Origin of the sequence: Halorubellus salinus (assembly GCF_020567525.1) — an archaeon.
GTDB classification, from domain to species: Archaea; Halobacteriota; Halobacteria; order Halobacteriales; family Natrialbaceae; genus Halorubellus; species Halorubellus salinus.
The window spans coordinates 250,098-271,333 of record NZ_JAJCVI010000007.1; the positions used below are offsets into that span (position 1 = coordinate 250,098).

At 57.2% G+C, this 21,236-nt stretch carries 11 protein-coding genes and 1 pseudogene; 8 read left to right on the forward strand and 4 right to left on the reverse strand.

Annotated features, from left to right (window positions below):
- The first annotated feature begins 123 nt into the window (after positions 1-123).
- From LI336_RS19155 to LI336_RS19165, 3 genes are all read left to right on the forward strand, one after another.
- Positions 124-1,293: an outer membrane protein assembly factor BamB family protein gene (locus LI336_RS19155; protein ID WP_227134778.1), complete on the forward strand. Its 1,170-nt coding sequence runs from the start codon at positions 124-126 to the stop codon at positions 1,291-1,293.
- Positions 1,286-2,566, forward strand: a complete 1,281-nt coding sequence (locus LI336_RS19160; protein WP_227134779.1) for an outer membrane protein assembly factor BamB family protein — start codon at positions 1,286-1,288, stop codon at positions 2,564-2,566. The genes LI336_RS19155 and LI336_RS19160 overlap by 8 nt, the downstream gene beginning before the upstream one ends.
- An 851-nt stretch (positions 2,567-3,417) precedes the next feature.
- A complete protein-coding gene (locus tag LI336_RS19165; RefSeq protein WP_227134780.1) occupies positions 3,418-3,894 on the forward strand; it encodes a hypothetical protein in 477 nt (158 codons plus the stop codon).
- Positions 3,895-4,018: 124 nt separating this feature from the next.
- Here LI336_RS19165 and LI336_RS19170 read toward each other — a convergent pair.
- Positions 4,019-4,840, reverse strand: a pseudogene (locus LI336_RS19170) (IS5 family transposase).
- 112 nt (positions 4,841-4,952) lie between these two features.
- Here LI336_RS19170 and LI336_RS19175 point away from each other — a divergent pair.
- Positions 4,953-6,701 (forward strand): hypothetical protein, encoded by a 1,749-nt coding sequence (locus LI336_RS19175; protein WP_227134781.1) that lies wholly within the window; start codon positions 4,953-4,955, stop codon positions 6,699-6,701.
- On the opposite strand, the gene LI336_RS19180 is transcribed toward LI336_RS19175, so the two are convergent.
- Positions 6,702-7,061, reverse strand: coding sequence for a nucleotide pyrophosphohydrolase (locus LI336_RS19180; protein WP_227134782.1), 360 nt, complete (start codon positions 7,059-7,061; stop codon positions 6,702-6,704).
- 344 nt (positions 7,062-7,405) lie between these two features.
- Here LI336_RS19180 and LI336_RS19185 point away from each other — a divergent pair, with 344 nt between their 5' ends.
- On the forward strand, positions 7,406-10,252 hold the full coding sequence (locus LI336_RS19185; RefSeq protein WP_227134783.1) for an AAA family ATPase: 2,847 nt from the start codon (positions 7,406-7,408) through the stop codon (positions 10,250-10,252).
- A 306-nt stretch (positions 10,253-10,558) separates the two neighbouring features.
- Positions 10,559-11,674, forward strand: a complete 1,116-nt coding sequence (locus tag LI336_RS19190) for a hypothetical protein (protein ID WP_227134784.1) — start codon at positions 10,559-10,561, stop codon at positions 11,672-11,674.
- A 155-nt stretch (positions 11,675-11,829) separates the two neighbouring features.
- Here LI336_RS19190 and LI336_RS19195 read toward each other — a convergent pair whose 3' ends face one another.
- Together LI336_RS19195 and LI336_RS19200 are read right to left on the reverse strand one after the other, a co-directional pair.
- Entirely contained in the window at positions 11,830-12,474 is a 645-nt protein-coding gene (locus tag LI336_RS19195; RefSeq protein WP_227134785.1) for an HhH-GPD family protein, read from the reverse strand.
- Between the two features lie 96 nt (positions 12,475-12,570).
- Positions 12,571-14,010, reverse strand: coding sequence for a CBS domain-containing protein (locus LI336_RS19200; protein WP_227134786.1), 1,440 nt, complete (start codon positions 14,008-14,010; stop codon positions 12,571-12,573).
- Between the two features lie 247 nt (positions 14,011-14,257).
- Between LI336_RS19200 and LI336_RS19205 the strand changes: the two genes are divergently transcribed.
- Positions 14,258-17,698, forward strand: coding sequence for a hypothetical protein (locus LI336_RS19205; protein WP_227134787.1), 3,441 nt, complete (start codon positions 14,258-14,260; stop codon positions 17,696-17,698).
- Between the two features lie 93 nt (positions 17,699-17,791).
- A partial coding sequence (locus tag LI336_RS20475; RefSeq protein WP_227134788.1) for a helicase-related protein occupies positions 17,792-21,236 on the forward strand: 3,445 nt, incomplete at its 3' end.

Sequence of the window (21,236 nt, forward strand, 5' to 3'; positions counted from 1 at the left end):
GCAAGAACCCGGAAGACCCGGGCTGGTCCGCATCCCCGAGTGGCGTGGCTCCATTCGAGTGACCGCGGTGGCGGCGACCGCTGAGACAAGACTGATACCGCTGGTCCCGGAACGCCGGGTTGTATGCCCTCCATGACGCGGCGTCGCGCCCTCGCCGCAGCCGTCGGTCTCGCCACCAGCACCGCCGGCTGCACCACCCTCACGGGTGGCGAGGACTTCCCCATCGAACGAGCGTGGCATAGCGGCATCGACGAGCCGGCCGGCGTTGCCACCACCAGCGGCCACCTTCTCGCGGGCTCCACCAGTCCCTTCACCGACGACCCGCTCGTCGCGGCGCTCGATCCGACGACGGGCGACACCACCTGGACCGTGACCGTCCAGAAAGGCCTGAAGTCACCCCTCGCCGTCGCTGACGGTCGCGCTTTCGCGTTCTCGATGGCCGAGACGGCGGTCGCCGTCGACGCCGCCAGCGGGGACGTCGTCTGGCAACGCCCCCTCCAGGATGTCGACGCGGCCGACCCCGGCGTCGTCGACTACGCGCCGATTCCACTCGCCGACAGCGTCGTCCTCCCCATCTCCGGGACCGAAGACGACGTCCGCGACCGCTTGCTGGCCCTCGACCGCGACACCGGCGACGACCACTTCACCCACGACCTCACCGCGTCGCTCTCAGGTCCACCCACACGAGCCGGTTCGGGCGTGATTGCGCCATTGGTCGATGGCCGCGTCGTCGCACTCGATTCGAACGGTCGCGTCACCTGGACCCACGAGGTCGGCGCGCCGCTCTCCGGCGTCGCCGCAACGGACGGCCTGGCCGTGGTCGGCGCCGCCACCGAGGAACTGCTCGCGTTCGACGCCGACACCGGCCAGGTGGCGTGGCGAGGGTCACTCGAGAACACGGTGTTCGCACCGCCACTCGTCACTCCCGACCACGTGTACGTCGGCGGCGCCGACTACGTGCTGCGGGCGTTCGACGCCGCGTCGGGCCGCGAGCGCTGGCGTGACGAACTCGCCAACGCCATCACCCACGGCCCGTACCTGATTCGTGACCGACTCGTCACCCTCGTCGGAGGGAAGCGACGCGTTCGCGGCCACAGCGGCACGATCCCGTACTCGCCGACGACGCTGTACGTCCACGAGCGCGATGGCACCCGCGTTCGCGCTGTGCAACTCGACGAATCGCACGTCGACGGTGGCCACCCCACGTGGCTCCAGGTAGCGGGCGATGCCGTCTACCTGGGGCAGACGTTCGGCCTGACGAAGGTCGCCCCGGAGGCGATCACCGATGCCTGAGGACGCCCCCGCTCGCGACGACGCGCGCACTGAGCCGAGCGCAAAGCGCACTCGTGGCGTGAGCCGCCGCCGCGCACTCGGCGCCCTTGCCACCGTCGGCATCGCCGCCACAGCGGGCTGTAGCCTGCCCAGCCTCTCGCTCGGCATGCAACCCGTCTGGGTGCGCGAACTCGAAGCGGCTTCGCGAGTGGGGCCGCCGGCGGCCACCGCCGACCACGTTCTCGTCGGCGCCCAGGACAAACACCTCCACGGCTTCGGCAGCGACGGCGACCGCGCGTTCACCTACCAGACCGGCGGCCCGATCGACACCCAACCCGCTGTCCCCACGACGGGCGGCCCAGTGCACGTGCAGAGCACGGACGGCGACCTCTACACTGTCAGTCTGGACGGCGAACAGCTGTGGACGGAGCCCGGACAGGCAGAACACCGGTGGCTCGCCCGTCGTGGCTCGCTCCTGGTCGGCATCGAACGCGAGACTGACACCATCACCGGCTACGACGCCCACGACGGCACCCGGCGCTTCCAGTACCCTCGGCGTGGGTATCACCCGCCGACGCTCACCGACACGGTCTGCATCCTCCCACGCGAGACGCCCGGTGGCGCCTACCAGCTGCGTGCGCTCGACCCAGCCACCGGCGACGCTCGCTGGGAGACACCCACCCGGGACGTCCTACCGAACGTCGCGACCGACGGCACCGAGCTCGCGACAGCCCCGCGGTCGGTCGTCCGCCTCCACCGCACCCGAGATGGGAGTCAACTGTGGGAGACCGAGATTCCAGGGCGAATCGGACGTGGCTTCCAGTCACCACTCTGGCTCGACACCAGCGTCTACGTCCACGTCGAACGCCGCGACCAAGCCGACCAACTGGTCGCCCTCGACCGCAGCGACGGCCGGATTCGCTGGCGGCAACCCGTCGGATACGAACTCGAACGCGTCGTCCCGACCGCGGACGCGGTGTTCGCCGCGAGCTCGGTCGACGACCCAGACGGCGGTATCGTCGTCCGACTCGACGCCTTCGAGCACGACGGCACCCGCCGCTGGCAGACCACCACCGACATCCCGACCGGCGGCCGCGTCGACGCCTTCGGTCGCACCGGAAACGTCCTCTACGCCGCTGGCGGCACCACCGCCGGCGCCTACGACCCCACGACCGGCGAGCGCCGCTGGCGCCACGACCCCGACTCCTACAACATCGCCATCACCGCCACCGACGACGCCCTCTACGCCAGCCACCAAGGCACCGCCAAACTCGCCCGCCTCCCAACCACGTGATGCGTGGCGGCTGGTGTCCTCGCGATACGGGACGAGCGAAATGTGGACGGCGTGGAACGAGGCGTTTACAGGTGTCCATCTAGACGACTCGGGCATGGGTGTCCGGCGTCGAAACCTGCTACGGGCTGGGATGACGTGTCTGAGCGCCACGCAGACGGCGTGAGGTCAGTCGGCCTCGAACCCACCGGCCACCGTCGACCACCCGGAGACCGACACACACACGTCCGCGATCCGTGCATCGAACGCCGAACCGGACTGCACGCCCACGTCCGGCGGGCAACTCGTCGCGTTCGAACACCTCGAGATATCCCAACCTCTGAATGAACACAGTCGTGATTCCAGGGAATTGTCCTAAATCACGCCCAGACTCTCCGGTCAATAATCTTGCTGAAACGTGGGTTACCACTGCTGCTGCGGTCGTTAGCCCAGGCAGCAATAGGAGTTCGTTGGCGACTTGAAACTGGAACCAATATGAGAGGTAACTCGTTTCGGTGGGTTGTAAGAAGAGGTAGCCAAAGGCGTCCCTGGGAGATAGAGTCCAGCAAACCCGCGATTTCTCCCGCTTCGAATTGAAGAAGCACTCATACGACAAACCTGTACTCTTTCGCTAAATTTGTTGTACGCTTCGTGCTCGTACAGAGACCCGAATCCCTCGTCTTTCCATGTACCGTGAAGCCGGCATCGAGTTGAATCGCTAAGTCCAATCAGCGAACCTAACGAAGCGTGCCTGAGCGATGCGTGTTCGGAAGCAAGCGCCCCCGAGGTTTTGCTCTGATTCCGGCCCACTATCTACTGTTCCCATATCTACAGTAGCAGAAAGCGTTTATACAGCCATACTGATAATTTGGGATATGGTGGATCTCCGCTCAGTAATCGGTATTTCACTTATCGGTGTGATTACGGCCCTCCTCCTGTCGGTTTCCGTGTATCTCACGTTAGGTACAAGATGGGGGTTTGAAACGTATCTGTTCCCGTATCTTATCGGCCTCTCGCTTCTTCCACTCGCAGGCAGTCTCGTCACCCGTCGTTATCGGCTTGTAGCGAAGTCACTACTCATCGTAGCCGGGGTTGTTACGTTCGTCGTCGGCGTCACTTCGAGCTTATACTGCCTTCAAGTCACGGGTAGCCAGTGGCAATTCGCGTATAATTTGGGTGAAAATGCAATCCAGTTTGGTCCCGAAGCTGCAACCTGTCGTGCGGAGATGAATGCCCCAATAATGATCACGGGTTACGTACTCACGACTATCGGTGGGAGTCAGCTCGTGGATGACGTTGTGGCACCTGAGTGGTTCTCTCTTGACCTCTACTCACTGGGCAATATTCGTTGATTTTCCGGGTTACGCTTCCCTTGGTTCCAATGGTCGAGTGGCAAAAGTGGCTCTGGTTAACTCCTATTGGTTCGAAACGTTTCCTACTGAAACAGCCGTTAGGCAATTCGCCTGTATCTAACGTTCAGAGTGCCTTGTCGATGTTGTGAGTGAGACAGCCGACAACGAGTTCACGGAACTGCTTCCACCAGCGCCGTGAGCGGACGAATGCCCCGTACTTGCGTTTGAGGCGAGAATTTACGGTCTCGTTCTGACTGCGCTGACCGTAGAGATCGGCGTCCAGTCGAGCGTTCCACGCCTTGTGAAGTGACGAAAATTCTCGATGCTTGATGACCGGACGAACACCAGTTTCACGGGCTAACGCCCGAATCTTCTGGTCGTCTTATCCCTTGTCGCCAAGAAGAACCGCTACTTCTCCGGTGTTTCGCTTGATGAGCGACGGCGCAACCTGCGAATCGTGTTTTCGCGTGGTCGTCACGTGTAAGTCGATGATTGCGTTCACTTTCGTGTCTACGAGAAGCGTGACTTTCAACTGCTGAATCGTCAACTTCGTTCGCTTCGTGTAGTGCTTTGAGGCGTGACTCCGGTCGAAGCCGGAGGCGTCGATACCAACGACACCGTTGGTCGGGAGGAGTGTGACAGAAAGGTTGAGTAGGACACGCCAAACCGCCATATCAAGCCGATTGAACGCCTTACACAGCGTCGAGGGAGACGGAAGTTCCTCAAGGTCGATGGCGCTCCGAATCCGGGGCATCTCGATGAGTTCGTCGAGAAGCGTTCGGTACGTCGTATTCTTCCGAACCTTGAGACACAGCAGAACGATGTGTTGGTGGAGTGTGTACCGGCGTTTCGAGAACTTCGAGGAGTACCGAGCGACAGCTCGCCGAGCCAAGTGATACGCCTGCTCAACAAACCGGAGTAACCGCGACTTCGGGAGGGCCTGCATTCAGTCAAACTACCGGGCGAACCTGTAACACTCCGAGGATTTCAACAGAGCCGAATATATCGATGATCAATGGTGGCCTGAGCACGGCTCACGGGCTGAATCCCCGGCCGCAGTGAATCCGGATAACATCAATCTGTACCAGTCAGTCACCGTCCTCTCCACGGCTGGAACTGAGGCTATTGTCGACGGAGACGTCACTGACGTTGGATTCGATGTGATGGAATTAGCTCTTGACTCGTGGTCGAATTTGCGGGGCTTCATTACTACAGATTCTGAGTCCCCAATCTGGGGGACTGATACCATTCTTGAAACAAAACAGTACGATCTCCATCTGTTCTACAGTCCCGCCGAAACGGATTTGTTGTTTGAAAGTACCTCGAATACGGGCCAGATGAAGGAGCTCCGGGAGGTGGTTGTCGAAGATAGTGAGGAGTTGCGTCGTGTTGACGGCGGGCAGCTGTCTCGGGTGTTGCAGTCCTTGGAGAACCCCAAATACAGGGTGACTGGAATGACGAATACGTCGATTGCGTCAGGAAGCCAACCTGGGTACAAGGCGTACTATGGGGATGACGTGCAGGGAGCTGTCCACCATTCGGATGCACGAAATTATGCGCATGGGCATACGCTGGCGACATTCGAATCAGACGAAGAGACGGTAACTCGCGGGGTGAGCAGTGGAAAAGCAAAGGTGTGGTCGAACTCGAAAGCGTCTATCGAAGAACTGAAACAATGGTGTGATTCACTGGTCGAACGGCTGACTGCGGATACTGAGTCCGGTATCCAGAACCTGGAATCGCTTGATCCAGGCGACCCAGTTGACTGTTTTGCCGCGTCGCCGTTTGCTGTCACGCTCCATCCAAAGCTCGCTGGGACGCCTATCGAGATTGCTGGCGATAATATAGCAGATGATACAACTGTGAAGCCAGACTTGACCATCGAAACGGATGTCGCAGCATCGAGCGATTCGCTTACTGCGGTCATGCGATTCGAAGAGATAGATTTGGAGGTGTCGTGTTCATATGATTTGGCAGCGGATTCGTGGGGTGGTGAGATTTCTGACTTCGAGGTCGCGACTGGAGGCCCGAGAAGGCGTTCTGGTTGGATGGATGGGGATGAGTTCCTAGAGGAGCACCCGCCAGTGTTCTTCCTCGAGAATGGAGAGATAATCATCGGAGGGAAACAACACTCGTCGGAGACTGACCTGAGTCGCTTTGACCCAGCAACGTTCACGGCAACCTCCTCACCCGACTGGGGTGAGTATATTCAGGAGGGCGCAGATGAGAAACCAGATTGGTACAACTCGGATAATGAGGGGACTCTGGCCAATCGATGGGAGAACAATGACCCGAGTACAGTGTTCGAGGCGTTAGTCCGGTGGTTGATGGAGAGGAGAGATTTAGATGAGTATGTTCTATTTTGTGATGATGAGGGTGGTGAGGCGGCTGATTTCATCGAATTCTGTGTCGATGAGCGGGACATTAATCTGTATCACTGTAAGGGTGGGTATTCGGCGGGGGTGAGTTTGGGTCGATTCAAGGATATCTATCAGCAAACGGTCCGGTCGCTTCGATATGTCGACAAAATGAAGCTCGTTGATCATGTCGACAAGCGCCGGACACCCGGGACACTCCAACATTTCATCTGCGGAGAAAAGCAATATGACGAACTCAAAGCAGAGTTCAACCCAGCCACTTGGGACTATACAATCTACGGCGTGAATCCTGGCTTTCGTACGGACTTCGACCCGGAATCAGGAACCCAGAGCCATCGCAACGTCGGGCGATTACTGAGTGAATGCGTCGAGCAAGTCGACCAATGCAACGCGGAATTTAAACTCCTAGATTGGAACGATAGCTGGTAACTACTGCCAGCGCTGGAGCTCCTCGGTTATCTCGGCAGCTATCTCCTCGTCGAACCGGTGTTCATTCGCCTCCATCTTCGCCGCAATCGCGATTGCAGGGTCGATATCCAGCTGGTGACAGAGCGCAATACAGTAGATCATGACATCAGCAATCTCCTTCCGAACAGCCTCATGTTTCTCTGTACGTTCTTGCACCCGCTCGGCAGCAGGATTGTTGAACCACAGAAACTCCTCCAGGAGTTCATTCGCCTCGATGGACACCGCCATCGCGAGATTCTGCGGCGTATGGAACTGACCCCACTCACGGGCAGCCACAAACTCAGCATACCGCTCCCGCAAGTCGTCGAAGTCATCGCTCATACCACCATGCTCCAACGAAATCGCCTTAGAACCACGGGCCACCAACGCTCCAAACGCAGCCACCAGACTCGAGTGAATGCCGAGACTCAGACATCCACGATGCTGTCTGCGTGTAGGATGGTACAGGGGACCTCAGGGGTGACGTGAGGTGCGAGATGGAAGGCGGTAGCAGGAAAGTATAAGGGAGACGGATATCACTGTTGGGATAATCCATGCCGGATGCGTATTTTGTGCAGACAAATCGTCAATATGAACCTAAAATCGACTTTGATTGACTCTTCAAAGATATCGGGGTTGTCGCCGCGTACGCTGATAAGGACCGCTGGGGCTCCCAGCTCGAGGTATTGAGTGCAGGCGACCGCATCTTCCTGTACGATCAACCCTCCGGCCAGTATCTCGCTGTCGGAAAGGTAACCGAGCCCTGGGATGAAACGGCTGTCACCGCCTCTGAAGAGAAGGTCGCCCCGGAAAGTGACTCTGAGGAATTCCACGTCAGTGTCGACTGGGCGCACTGGACAACGCCCGGCGATGGCTGGGCGCGACAGAGCTTCAACGAAGCAATCGGGTACAAAGACCGATTCGCGCCAGCGAAGACCGTCCTCCCTTGCGACCGTCCGGATACAGAGACGATTCAGAAACTCTATGAAATTATGGCAGACGGTGGCCGCTTGGAACCACCAGCAGATACAGCAAGTGTCTCGGATTATCCTGAGAATGAACTCCCGGATGGGGGCTCGAGCACACGACAAGAATCGCTGGCGTCAATCGAGCAGAATCCCGCGGGTGGACCTGATGTATACGTTCAGCGAGGGTCGGATGGCCCGTATCGACAGAACCTCGGCACGAGCTTGACAACGCCGCTGTCCGCCGAGGTGCGAGCAGAACTACAATACCTCATCGAAGAGTCCGACGCCGAGAGTCAAGCCCTGGACACGCTGAAACGTCTCTTGGATGCTGAGTCAGTCACAGCCTGGGGCACCCGCGGTGAACATGCGGCCGTCGACTCGATGGACGCAGGCGATCACGTCCTGTATGTCGAACGCGGGGCGAACCGTGGCGACCCTGCAATCCGATACAAACAGGAGATTGCAGTCGCCCTCCCCGAACCAGCAAACGATGCGACCCAGCGCGCGCTCCATGCAGAGATGGCCGAGTTGCTCTGGCGTGACGATGGCTTCACCAGCCTCTGGTTCTCGACGGACCCACTCGAGTACTATGAGAATCCCGCTGACTCGCCCGGGTACGAAGCGTTCAACGAGGTGATGCAGGCGGTCGATTCAGAGTTCTCCTATTACATTGACGATGCTGGAGTGAAACCCGACGCCCAGTGGTGGTTCACGAGGGATACAACCGGAGAGAGCCTCATCCGAGTGCGAGACGAGGCCATCACGCACTACGGTGGGGCTGATGCGTTCATTACGGCGTTGACGGAGACACGATATGTGGAGGGTGTGGACCCGCCGACACCGGAATTCCTCATCATCGATAGCGCAGAGCTCAAAGAACGTACGTTCAAACCAGTGGTCCACGAGTACGATGGCTACAACGCTGACCCCGGCGACCAAGCCCCAGACTCGCGCGTGAAATACGCCGGGAGGTACCCGAACGAAACGCCCGAGCAGGCCGCCCTCCTCGTGTCCACTGACGTCCAAGGGTACGCACTGATTCGGGATGGCGATGAGATTGTCGCGAGTGCAAAGGTGGGGTGTGCATTCGGCAAAACGGTCGATGGGGACTTCGAGGTCGGGCGGAGCGGCCAACAGTACAAAATCGCTTCGCTGGTCGATTATCGGGAGTTCCCAACCCCAGTCTCGATGCACAACGGCCTCTTGGCATTCACGCCGGAGAATGGCTTGGATCCGTTCTCGTCGCCAGTCGCTCGAATCGCACCAGATGTCGATACAGCCCGTCGAACATACCAGACCGCGCGAGCGCTATCGGTCTCACCAGGCTATCATGCGACCCTCCAACAGTTCTTCAAGGATGAAGCGCTCCAACCCAGTGTCTATCGCACCGCCGCCATCCACCTCGTCAGTGGAAAGAACGCAATCTTCTACGGCCCGCCGGGGACCGGAAAGACGAGAGCGGCCGCCCGACTCGCAGAAGCAGGCTTTGGCGTCAATCGAAGCCTCGCGACCGCGCATGCTGAACTCACCAACTACGACATCGTCGGGGGGTATGCACCGGGCACTGACCGAGAGAACACGCAATCGGACACCGATGCCGATTCAGATGCAATGTCGGTGTCCTGGCGTGAGAATCCAGGCATCGTCACTGACGCGGTCGAAACTTGCACCGAGCGCCTCTGGCGGGCCAACGGCCATCACTGGTTGTTGTTCGACGAACTCAACCGCGCGAATCTCGACCAGGCGTTCGGTGACATCTTCACGCTCCTCGACATCGACTATCGGACAGAGCAACCGCTCTCATACGCCGACACCGAATCCTGGGTGCCACTTTCGTTCCGACTGCTCGGCACGATGAACACCGAAGATCAGGCAAAGCTCTTCGCACTCGGTGGTGCGTTCCGCCGGCGGTTCGGATTCGTCCCCGTGCCGTCGCTCGTTCGCGGGGCCACCACGGAGACACCAACGGACCACCGTTCTGTTGACGCTGATATTGAACTGCCGTCGAATGCCGATGTCATCCGCTCGCAGATTGTTTCGAGTGCGGTCCAGTCAGATTTGACCGCGGTTGACATCTTGGTTGACGAACCAGCGCCGATAGTGCATCCCAGAGATGCGGCGGCGATAGACCCTGTGTTTGCGGTACCAGCGCGTGTCGAGGCAGCCTACAAGCAATCCTGCGAAGCGGATGCGTATGGGTACGACGACTCGGACGGGTTAGAGGTCGCACTGCGATTGGTAGCGTTCCTCGAGAAGGAATCGCTCTTGACCCTCGGCCACACGCATTTCATCGACGTTGCGAAGTTCCTGACCGTCGCGGAGATGATCGCTCCGGAGGGCGTCACTCGAGAGTGGCTCGATACGGCTGTCACCGCGTATCTGCTTCCCCAGTTGGATTCCGTGTTCACGCGGATTCGAGAGGAGCAGGCTATCAGTCGACCTGATAGTGATGAGGAGTCGACGACGGCGAAGCTCCAAGAGTTCGTCGACCTTCTCGAGGCGTATGGGTTGACCCAAAGTGTCTCGATTATCGAAGAGCGAGAGTTCGGTGTCGGCATCGTCTGAGCGATGACGGCAGAGATACCAGCATTCGGAGAGCACAGCCGGGAGTCGCTCGAGGAATCGTCAGCGGCTGTGGACTGGTCGCGACTCCAGGAGGAGGTTCGCACGTTCGATTCGATCCTTGAGCAACTGCCTATCGGGACCGGTGCGAGTGCTCCTGCTATCAAGAACGGGGATACGTTCGCTCCCGGCGGGTGGGCTGGTGAATTCGCTGGCGGTGTCCGGGTCCTCCCTGCAGCGAAGAACTCCGCGAAGGGATCAGATATCGACGCTGAGACATACAATGAATTTGTGGCGGGTGCCCGGCGTGTGGCTGGCACCTACGGTGTTCGAAACGCAGCTGCACTTCTGTCGCTACTGCCACAGGCCGTTAGTGAAGCGAAAACGTTGTATCTCTCGTACAGCCGGCGACTTATCCAGCTCACCGAACGGCTCTTCGAGAGTCGGCTCCCGGTGAGTATCGAACGCGAGACAAGCGTGGGGTATTCGCTTCGGGGGTCGCCGGATTTCGCGCGGACCGTCCAAGAGCAAGCGCGGGGGACGGGTCGGGTTGTCTCTCGTGAGATTTCGTTCTCGATTATCACACCGGTCACCCGTCTCTTGGCAGTCTTCCATCGGGTGCTGGCTGTGAAGCTTCGGCTGCTTGCCGAGGATTTCGAGCTCGATGATAATCGGTTGGAACGCCAGTTCGAGTATCATGGTGAGGTTCGGCATGAGCGCTTGCCCAGTGAGGTCGTTGGGAACGCTGTGGCTGCGAATATTCCTTCCTCGGACGAAATTGAGCGGATGCAGGCGAGCCAGTTTGCTGCGGTCCGCGAGCTGGTGCGGCTGTGGCTTGGGTTTCAGCAGGACAAGGGTATCGAGTTGGATTGGCAGGACCGCTTTGATACCGCGGTCAAGCCTGTACAGCGCGTCTATGAACTCTGGTGTCTGGAGCGTATCATCAGTATCCTCGAGCGGTCATTGGGTGAGTCCGAACCGAAAGATTCGACTCGGCTGCCGGTACCGAAGCGATACGATTTCCCTGGGGATGTGACGCTGTTCTATGATCGGTCTGTACGTTCGATTGATGGCGTGTCTTCGTCTCGGCATGTCGGGCCAGATTTCCGGAAGCCGAATGCCCAGGTGGGAAAGCCGGATTTCTTGCTTGCGAAAGATAAACGTCCGGTGTGGGTGGCGGATGCGAAGTTCCAGACGGCTGAATCCATCGATACATCGGGGCTCTACCGATTCCTGGGGTACATGATTGACTTTCTGGCGCCAGGCGAGGGGACAGCGGCACTCCTCTGTGCTGCTGGGACTCCGGTTCGGCCACAGGTCAGTATCGAGCATCGAGACACGGCGGTGATTGCAACGATGAGCGATGTAACAGCTGCTGAGGGTCGTATCGAACAGAGTCTGCAGGATACACTCGATTGTGTTTAAAACGGATAGATTCCGAGAAATACTGTACTCTGGGCTGTCTGGTCTCTCGATGCCGATTCGGTGAGATTGTGAACTGCCTCGGGATTAAGCCCCGAGGCACTCGCCTTGCTCATCTGGAGAACTGCCGGATATGGTCTCCGTGGACTCTCATCGTTCTATTCACCAGTTTGATAATATGGACAATAGCCGTTAGCGAAACAAGACCCACAGGCTGGTTCGTTCGCCGTGCAAACAAGTGAGGCGAAATCCAAGAGTCCCAAATTGAAACTACGCGCCTCCCCCGTCGGAAGTACTTCTTCGGCGAACTGGTATTGTTCCTCCTCACGTAATGTGTCCCAAGCATCACCGAATACCCGCCTATATACTCGGTCGACATTCCGATCTACGATCGGCAGTTCTTCCTCCAGCGCAAAGCAAAGTGAGGCGTTGGCAACGTATGGTCCGACCTGCGGGAGGTCAAGCAACCGCTCCCGGTCTCGTGGGAGTTCATCGCCATCAATCTCCGCGGCGAGTTCACGCAACCCCTGCGCACGCTTGTTCTGTAGACCCATGGGTCGAATGACGTCGGCAAGAACATCCTTCTCAGTTCCCCGAAGCGCCGACAGTGATGGATACGCATCCAAGAACTCCGGGAGCATGGTTTCTACGACATCGGCACGAGTTCGACGGAGAAACATTTCGGCCATGAAGACCTCATAGAATGTAGCCTCAGGGTCACGCCAAGGGAATTCGCGCATGTTGGAGGCTGCCCACTCGAGTATGCCTACTCGGAATTGTTCGACACGTCCCGGGTCTACCATAGCTCAGCGTAGGATAGCTACGATGTCAACTCTTTCGCAGTGTGTGGATTACCTGCAAAAATCGAGCTGTGGGGCTAGTGGATGCGTTCGACTGAGTTAGTTGAGGCCCGCATTGCAATCGTGGAGGAATGCCAGTTCCTTATCGAGCTGGCGAGCGCCCCGCGCCACGTCTTCTGCTGTGGAAGAATCGCTCATCGTGTGAATAATCGGATTGTAATGCGCTACATGGTTGCGGAGGTTTTTGATATCGTTCAACGTGATATCGGCCCCGTTGATATCACTCCGGATTTCCTTCTCTACTCCAGCTTCGGTGACGATGTCGATGAGGTCTCCCAGTTTACCGCACGCTATCCGATCGCTGAACACGCTCTCTTCTGGACGTGTTGCGATGGAGACGGTCTGGATAGTGTCCCAGTCTGGAACCGTTGTGCGGATGAGGCGCCGGAGACCGATTTCGAATTCGGAGAAGCAGTCGAACAGGTAGAGATAGACCGGGAGGCGATTCAAATCGAATCGGGTTATGATTCCACGAATATCAGATTCCGAGCCAACGAAAATAAACCGAGTCTCCGTTAACCGCTGGATGACCTCTCTGATACCCGTATCGGGATCGATGAGGACTTCCGAAGAGAACGACTGCAGGTGGTCTTGGGCAGTCCCACCGTCTTGGGTTCGAATGGCTGCTCGGGAGATGTATCCTTCCGGGGGTGCATTCTCATTCGGACTGTCCACCGGCGCGGCGTCATAATCGTTGTAGACGAGATCGAGATATGCCTCTGCGATGGGTGTGGTTGGGTCATATAAGTCAGGGTCTGGAGTCATGAGCGCTCGCGCGGTGAAAGGCCGGTCTGTCGAAATTTCCTGTGCGAGCATCGCTTCCGACTCGGTGGGATCATATCTGAATGCGAGGGCTGTCTCCTCATCTGCTTCCTTCGAAAGAACAGTCGCGATGTACCGTTGATCAAGCGACGGATATTCCTCCGGCGTATACTCGATGATGTCCTCGACGTGATAGAACAGCATGGCCCGGAAATCTGCATCATGTTCTCGAATCTTGAACTCAGGACTGGTCAGGAAGACAGCACGGCCAGCATTAGCGAGCCACCGAAGCGCCTGCTCAAAGTAGAGCACCTCTGAAGACACGGACGAATCGGTCGGTGTAATTTGACTAGAATTTGCAGCGTACGCCTCCCGCTTTTCGGCTGGGAGCCGGTTCCAGTCCATCTGAGGTGGATGACAGAGGATATAGTCAAACGGTTCCGGTTGGGAGAACTCTTCATCCAAGAAATCGTCCCGCTCGAAGGAGAGGGTCCCGATATCTTCTCCACTCTGTTCAATAGATACTTCGTCCGATGCGACGAGCGTTATCTCTGGATATCCTCTTCCAGGCGACTCACGAGTAACAGAGTCGAGTAGTCCAAGTTGGGGGTTGTACCCAGGCACCAGTAGGGAGTCGTATCGGATGAGGGTGGAAGCCCCGAAGAGGCGGGTTATCATATCCGCTCGTATTGATTCTGGGATAGTCTCGAGGGCCATTGGTTCTGTCTCTACATGGCACTCGATGTGTGATGAATGAATCGGCGGGGTGGCAATACCACGTCGGTTTCATATTGTCACGGATGTTCGAGGATTTGTGGACGTAGAACGGCTTGGTTGTTGGTTCGTATAATATCTGAGCAGTCAACTAAGTCTCCGATTGTTGGCCGTTGTCTATTTCAGGCTGACTGCAATCGCTTCAACTTGTGGGTGCCGATGAGTTGCGGTCGACTGAGGGGGACTGCTGATGACTCATGAAGAGGACTCAAGAGAAATCGTGAACGACACTTCGCAGATTGAAGACGACTTGACAGCGGACGAATTTGGTATCAGGCAAGAGGCATTGAGTAAGCTGACGCCTGAAGAACTCACTGAAGAAGACGCGCAGTGTGTCGCGCCAGGTCTTCTATCCATCATCGACGGTGATGATGCGCTTCTCGCCATGAACGCTGAGACAAAGCTGATTCGACTCGCACAGGCGACACCAACGAGTCTCGCCGAATTGGACCAGACGTCTATCTCGAGGGTTCTTGACTTGGTCGACGATTCTGATAGTGATGCACGGGCATCGTTGGTTCGAGCCCTCGGGACCTCTGCCCATATGAAGGCCATCAAGGATCTTGATAATCGGTACGAAAACGAGGTCCAGAAGGTCCAGGATGCCATCGAGGATGGACTGAGTACCGCGGCTGACCGGATTCTAACGGAAATCAAGAATCATGATGTCGACGCGTCCTCAGACGCCGCACGAGGATTGTTGTATCTGTCTCGATATCAGCCGGGTCGGTTGATTCCGTATGAATCGACGCTCTTCGAACTGTTGGAGAACGAGAATGGTGATCTGGTCGGCGACGCTTTGGTCAACATCTTGCGGACCGATACCCGACATGAGCTCTCAGTCGAGACACTTACAGAGGCGGCCGAAATCAGTCCTGATGTCCCTGAAGAACGCTTTGAGGCAGCCAAGTATGCTGTGGACGCCCTGGTACGTACCGAGAGTCAGCTATCGGCTATTGAATCGATAAGCAACCGATACCTGTCGTGGCTGGACACAGACGATGAGAACCGTCGCCGACGTGCCTTGGCGATATTGACACCGATTGCCACCCATGCTCCTACGATTCTCGATGAGGGAATTGACGCCATTGGAACTGTTGCGAGCGATGACGGGATGCTCACCGACGCGGCTGGGACAGTCATCAGACAATGGGCGGGTGCAAAGGTATCGAGCCCGCAGGCATATCTCAAACAACTCCTCGAAGCAGCTCCTTCTGAACCTGCTCTTCCATGGCTGGCAGATAGCTTGGACGTCCTCAAGTATCAGACAGATGATGGCTGGGAATCAATCACGCTTGATACTATCGGGCGTGACACCCATACGCGGCTCCAGACAGTAATCGAGGATAGTCGGAGTATACCAGTTGCCTGGCCAGTATTCGAGCCTCAGATGGTGATGACACTGACGGTCGGGTGTCTCCTCGAGGGCGCCACCAGGAACCGGGACACTGTCCTCTACAGCCGCGGCACATCCAAACACTGGGGATACAAGACCGATTTGCGAGGTGAATATCGACGCTACGGCCTCGCATTGCCAGACTTAATCGACACCCAGCACCGAGTCACATCACTCGAAACAGTGCTCCCCCATGGCTACGTATATGATGGCACGCGCAAACTAGATGCCGGCCCAGAATCTGCCCCAGCCACACTCTGGTTACTCGATCAAAGCGACGATCTCGACCATGTGACCGATGCTGCAACAATCCTCTTCAATGGCCATGCGCGAGTCACACCCGAACAAGAATCACTGTTCGACGATATCGCCACCGGCCAGTCTGACACAGCGAAGATTAACACGTTCAGTCTCTATACGAAAAACGAGTTCGAGGGGAACCGAGTTCCTCGATACGGCTTGCCCACGAATCTCGACACTGCAAGCACCCTTCCGGACGTCCGAGCGCTCCAACAGGTTCTCGAGAGCACTGTCTCAGATGAGACATCCAGCGGCTCCCCGATGCTCGCCGATGCTTCGTTCGAGGATTTGGCCACCTCTCGAGATATCCAGATAGATTCCATCGATGCCGAACCTGTCCGTCCCTATCTGGAAGAGGGCTATGATGCAGTGAACGATTTGCTTGAATTCGATGCTGAGCACGCTGGCTGGCGGGCGTTCTCCTATCTGCAGCGGTTCGAGCGACTGCCCGTTCCCGCCGATAGATACGATTCCTGGATTCGAGCACGCCGCCGGGGCACGGAACGCGGTCGCATGTCATACACGACCGATGAATATCTTGGCAAGCTTGCTAGATTCCGGGAAGATGTGGAGTTCATGGCACAGGCTGGCATCTCTGACGTCAAGGAACAACTCGAGTTCATCGTCCGAACACTTGAACAACAGAATCCACTCTATGAACGACTGCAGGACCGTGTCGATGATGCCCTGACCGCTGATACAACGCTAGCAATCTATACGCCCACCCGGTCATTCCGGAAAGCGCTCAAACAGTGTTTGCTGGAAGATGGTATCATCGATCGTGCTGACCTTCAGGATGGGCGGCTCGAGATACATGACGCCGATAGTCTCCGAGAGATGGGGGCGGTAGATACGCTCATCGTGGCGGGACCGCAACGCCGACAGCATGCTGGCTATCTGCTTCATCCCGCGGCATCGACAATTGAAGTGCTGACCTATGATGGACGGTGGGAGCGGATGGTTGAGCGGCATGCCCAGGGGTTCGTCGATGAACTGAACGAGGTATTCCAAGAGGGTGAGTACAATCCAATTCCGGAACCGGATGTCTCTCTGCGTGGGCCCAAGCCAATCGATGAGGATGCGGCACCTGATGACGACCTGTCGGAGAGTGACGCCGAGATAGGGTCCAGTACTGGGAGTGGGTCGAAGGCTGGTTTCCAAGAGCGGCTTGCCCAGTCGTTGGAGGGGTCTCGGATGGCGGACAGATATGCAACAGATCGGGATAGGTACGAGTATGAACAGCGTGAATTCCGTATCGAGACCGCGTCTGGAGAGCAGTTACTCTTGGAGTCCGGACAGCGTGCCATTGTGGAAAATAACAGCGAGGACGGAGTGCGATATAATTGGGTGTCGCCTATCGAATTCATGGACGATGAGGTCATTGTGCAGATAGATGACGAGATGTGGAATCGGTTGTGGGACGACTGGCTGGATGAGCAGTACGCCGATGTTGGCGGTGGGCTTACAACCCATCTGGAGACGTGGTATGCTGTTGTCACGGAGATTCTAGAGGAGACACGAGCGGACCTCGACGCAAAGGTACCTGACGAGAAGGTTTACCAGTACTTGGCGGATGAAGCGAAGGAAGGTGGCATCGAGCGGGGGAAGAACCGTATCAACGAGTGGTTCCGCTCGGTGGATGTTGCTGATGGACCCCTTGATCTTGCACGCGACGCAGGATTAACCATGGCTCCGGGTGAGGCCGAAGATATCCAGCAGCTCGGCGAGATATTCGACCGTTCGGAACTCACAGGCACTGCTGGACAGCGAATCGACGAAGGACTCCGGAAGATTCGTGGTGCACATATCCATGAAGGTCGGGCATTCAGAGACCATATTCAATCTGCACTGAACGAGCAATCGGCGTTGGGAGCAGAGATTCTTGACTCGGCAACCCGATATGAAGTAGCCCGTGTCACCGAGGTCTCAGACTGACAGCATCAAATCCCGGTTCTCCAGCTGTTGTTGATTCACTACGAGAATCCTATCTGCCAGTAATCTTATGTCAGCGCCTTCCGAGAACTATCTGTGCAGCCAAAGTTTGACACGATTCCTCCGGTGTCGGACCCAGAATATACTCGCCCACCGGATACCGCGTACGACATCAATGCAGACCCTGAGTTTCGCCGTCATCAAGCAGTCGACAAGGTAATCACGGACCGGCTGGTGAACCGGATTACTGGCCGTGGTGATGCGCAACAAACACTCTACGGAAGCAATCCCAGCAATCGGTGTTTCGCTGGGGTACTCGCTAATCAATATCGTTACAAGAAGGCCAAACGCGAGGACGATAGCTTCCAGAACATCGCGAAAGACGTGGCCCCATTCAGTATCGGCTTCAAATTTCACGTTGACCCTGACGATCTCGACGCGGTCACCTTCGAGTTCACGCCCGATGCGAAACTGTACTACCGGCGATTTCCCACATACGAAGAGCAACTCGAGAAAGGTGACCTAGATTCTTCGAACTACGAAGACCCCGATTTAACGGAGGAGGAACGCCAAGCCAGAGCCGACGGCGGTCACACGGTCCCCGAAAACCCTCAGAGTCTTCTTTCAGTCTATGAACGAATGACGCCCGATTTCTCTACTATCAGTATCTCTGGCACCGAGATACGAGATAAAGCCCGAAAGGACGAACGAATCGAGCGTACCGTCACACCAGATCTCGAACAAGCAGCAGAGGCATATCTCGATGCAGACCGCATCTGTCACCACCCTGGTGAGGATATCGATGAATGGGACGCTGAAGACGTGCCACCTGAGGCCCTCACCGACCGTGCCGCGTTCCAAGAGCATCTGGATACCACATTCACTGGCGATCCGATACCCGCCCTGTGGAGCGCGAAGGTCCTCGTAACGGCGACCGAGCGCGATGATGGCATGCTGGGCGTGTCCGTCACCCTCGTGAACACCCATGGCGAGAACTTCGATACCGATACGGAACCCAGTGAAGATTGGCAAGCCTATCTCTTCGACGCGGCCCTAACCGTCGAGACAGAAGAGCCGATATTCAACTCGTTCCCCTCTGAAGAGATTCGAGACCGCTATCAGTACGATGGGAACATCTACGCAATCGGGAAGAACTGTGCGGTAGAGCGACTTTCAGAATCCCCAGTCACCGCAATCCGAACCACCACCGTTCCAGTATACCAACAACCGAAGTATCTCTCCCGTGAGACCGTCGAAGCGCCCTTTGAAGCGCTCGCCGACGGCGACATCGATTCGATACTTGGAAACATCGAATCCGAGATGGCGCTCGCGCACGAGCAATACACCGAACTCGAAGACGAGGTCCTGACCGACGCGAAGACCAAGCCCGCAAGAGAAGAGTTCGAGAAGATGCTTGAGGAGTTCGAGGCCGAACGTGACCGCTTCAACCAAGGTCGAGAACTCATCCAAGACGACGAGCGTGTTGAAAAAGCCTTCCGCGCGCTCAATCGTACCTTCCACCGGCTCGGGTTCAATCACTGGCGACTGTTCCAGATTGTCTTCATCGTCATGGCGATACCAGATATCGTCGCCCAGGCCGAGCCTGACCGGGACATCGACGATGCACTCGATATCGGCGACGTCATCTACTTCCCAACCGGGGGTGGAAAGACCGAAGCCTATCTTGGACTGGTGACCTTCACCGCATTCCATGATCGACTCCGCGGGAAAGACTTTGGCATGACTGCCTTGACCAAGTTCCCCCTTCGATTACTCTCCCTGCAACAACTCCAACGCATCGCTGACGTCCTCTGTCACGCAGAGACCGTGCGACGCGACCACCCAGAGATGGAGGGTGACGAATTCAGCGTCGGGTACTTCGTCGGGAAACAGAACACACCTAACGAGACCTACAATAAGAACTTCACCGGAGCAGACACGAACAATGTGCAAAAAGCAATCGAGGACGATGAGGCAAAGGACGAATGGCTCACTGTCCCCGAGTGCCCATATTGTGGGAACGAAAGCGTCGAGATAACAGGCGATCTGGAACGGATGCGGATTATCCATGAATGCCGGAATCCCGACTGCGATGAAGTCGCTCGCCAAGGGGGTGAGAGTGCAGAACTCCCGATTTATATCACCGATGATGAGGTGTATCGACACACCCCGACCTTCGTCGTCAGTACCATCGACAAGATTGCGATTCTCGGCTGGCAACGCCGGATGCGCACTCTCTTCGGCCAAGTCAAAACACACTGTCCCGAGCACGGCTATAGTGGCGAATCAGAATGCTTGGTCGCCGATGAGAACAGCTATGGCTCCGATTACTCCTGTTCGAACGACCACACAGAAGCAGCGGGGTCTACGGATCCGCCGTCGATACTGATTCAAGACGAGCTGCACTTGCTTCGAGAGGAATTCGGCGCCTTCGACTCACATTACGAGACCTTCATTCAGGAACTCATCAACCGATACAGCGACGGTGAGTGGGACATGAAGGTCGTCGCCGCCACAGCCACCATCAAGGGCGCTGAGAGCCAGGTCAACGCACTGTATTGGAAAGAATCCAATACGTTCCCGACCCCCGGACCTCGCTTACATCAATCCTTCTACGCCTACGAAGACCCTCACGAACTCGGCCGGCGGATGGTCGGCGCAATCCCACGGACAGTCTCCCGGACCCTCGCCATCAACACCATCATCCGGGAACGGGCACGGATAATCCAGGAGTTCCAGGCCAACCCTGATGCTCTCCACGCGGAGATGCTCGACATCAGTGACACAGATCTCGGAGGACCACTCGACCTGCCATCGCAAAAGGACGAACGTCGGTCGATACTCCAGGAGCTTCTCGAAGAGTATCGCATCCAAGTCTCGTATAATATCGCGAAGCGAAACAGCGACATGCTCCAGCGGTCGGTCCGCCGCATGATAAACCGCCAACTCGACGCATATGGCGACCCCTATCACCGTCTTACATCAGTGGCGCTGACCGGCGAGACGGACATGGACGTTGTCCGAGATGCGCTCTCTCGTCTCGAGGCCGATGACCCCACTGACCCAATCGACGTCGTCATCGCTACAAGCATGATTTCTCATGGGGTCGACGTCGATAAGTTCAATTTCATCTCGTTCTTCGGGATGCCACGCAACACTGCAGAATACATCCAGGCATATTCCCGGGTCGGCCGCGACCACACCGGGACCGTCTTCGTGTTATTCAACGCGATGCGAGCACGGGACCGCTCACATTACACTCGCTTCGAGCACTACCATCGATATCAAGACCTCCTCGTCGAGGCCACCCCACTCGAGCGATGGGCACAGTTCGCTATCGATCGGACGATGCCAGGCCTCCTCGTGGGGCTGTTCCTCCAGCACTATGATGCGTTGTACGAAGACGAAACCGAGAAACGACTGTATATGTACGACGGATTCAACGAAGCGCTTGAACGCGACCTCATCACGCGCGATGACGCCTTCGAATTCATCAAACGCGCGTACTGTGTCAGTGAGGCACAGGACGAGGCCTGGCTGG

Coding starts and splice junctions, on each gene's coding strand:
- LI336_RS19165 (WP_227134780.1), top strand. CDS start 3,418: ATGGTGGATCTCCGCTCAGTAATCGGTATTTCACTTATCGGTGTGATT.
- LI336_RS19155 (WP_227134778.1), top strand. CDS start 124: ATGCCCTCCATGACGCGGCGTCGCGCCCTCGCCGCAGCCGTCGGTCTC.
- LI336_RS19195 (WP_227134785.1), bottom strand. CDS start 12,474: ATGGTAGACCCGGGACGTGTCGAACAATTCCGAGTAGGCATACTCGAG.
- LI336_RS19180 (WP_227134782.1), bottom strand. CDS start 7,061: ATGAGCGATGACTTCGACGACTTGCGGGAGCGGTATGCTGAGTTTGTG.
- LI336_RS19160 (WP_227134779.1), top strand. CDS start 1,286: ATGCCTGAGGACGCCCCCGCTCGCGACGACGCGCGCACTGAGCCGAGC.
- LI336_RS19200 (WP_227134786.1), bottom strand. CDS start 14,010: ATGGCCCTCGAGACTATCCCAGAATCAATACGAGCGGATATGATAACC.
- LI336_RS19205 (WP_227134787.1), top strand. CDS start 14,258: ATGACTCATGAAGAGGACTCAAGAGAAATCGTGAACGACACTTCGCAG.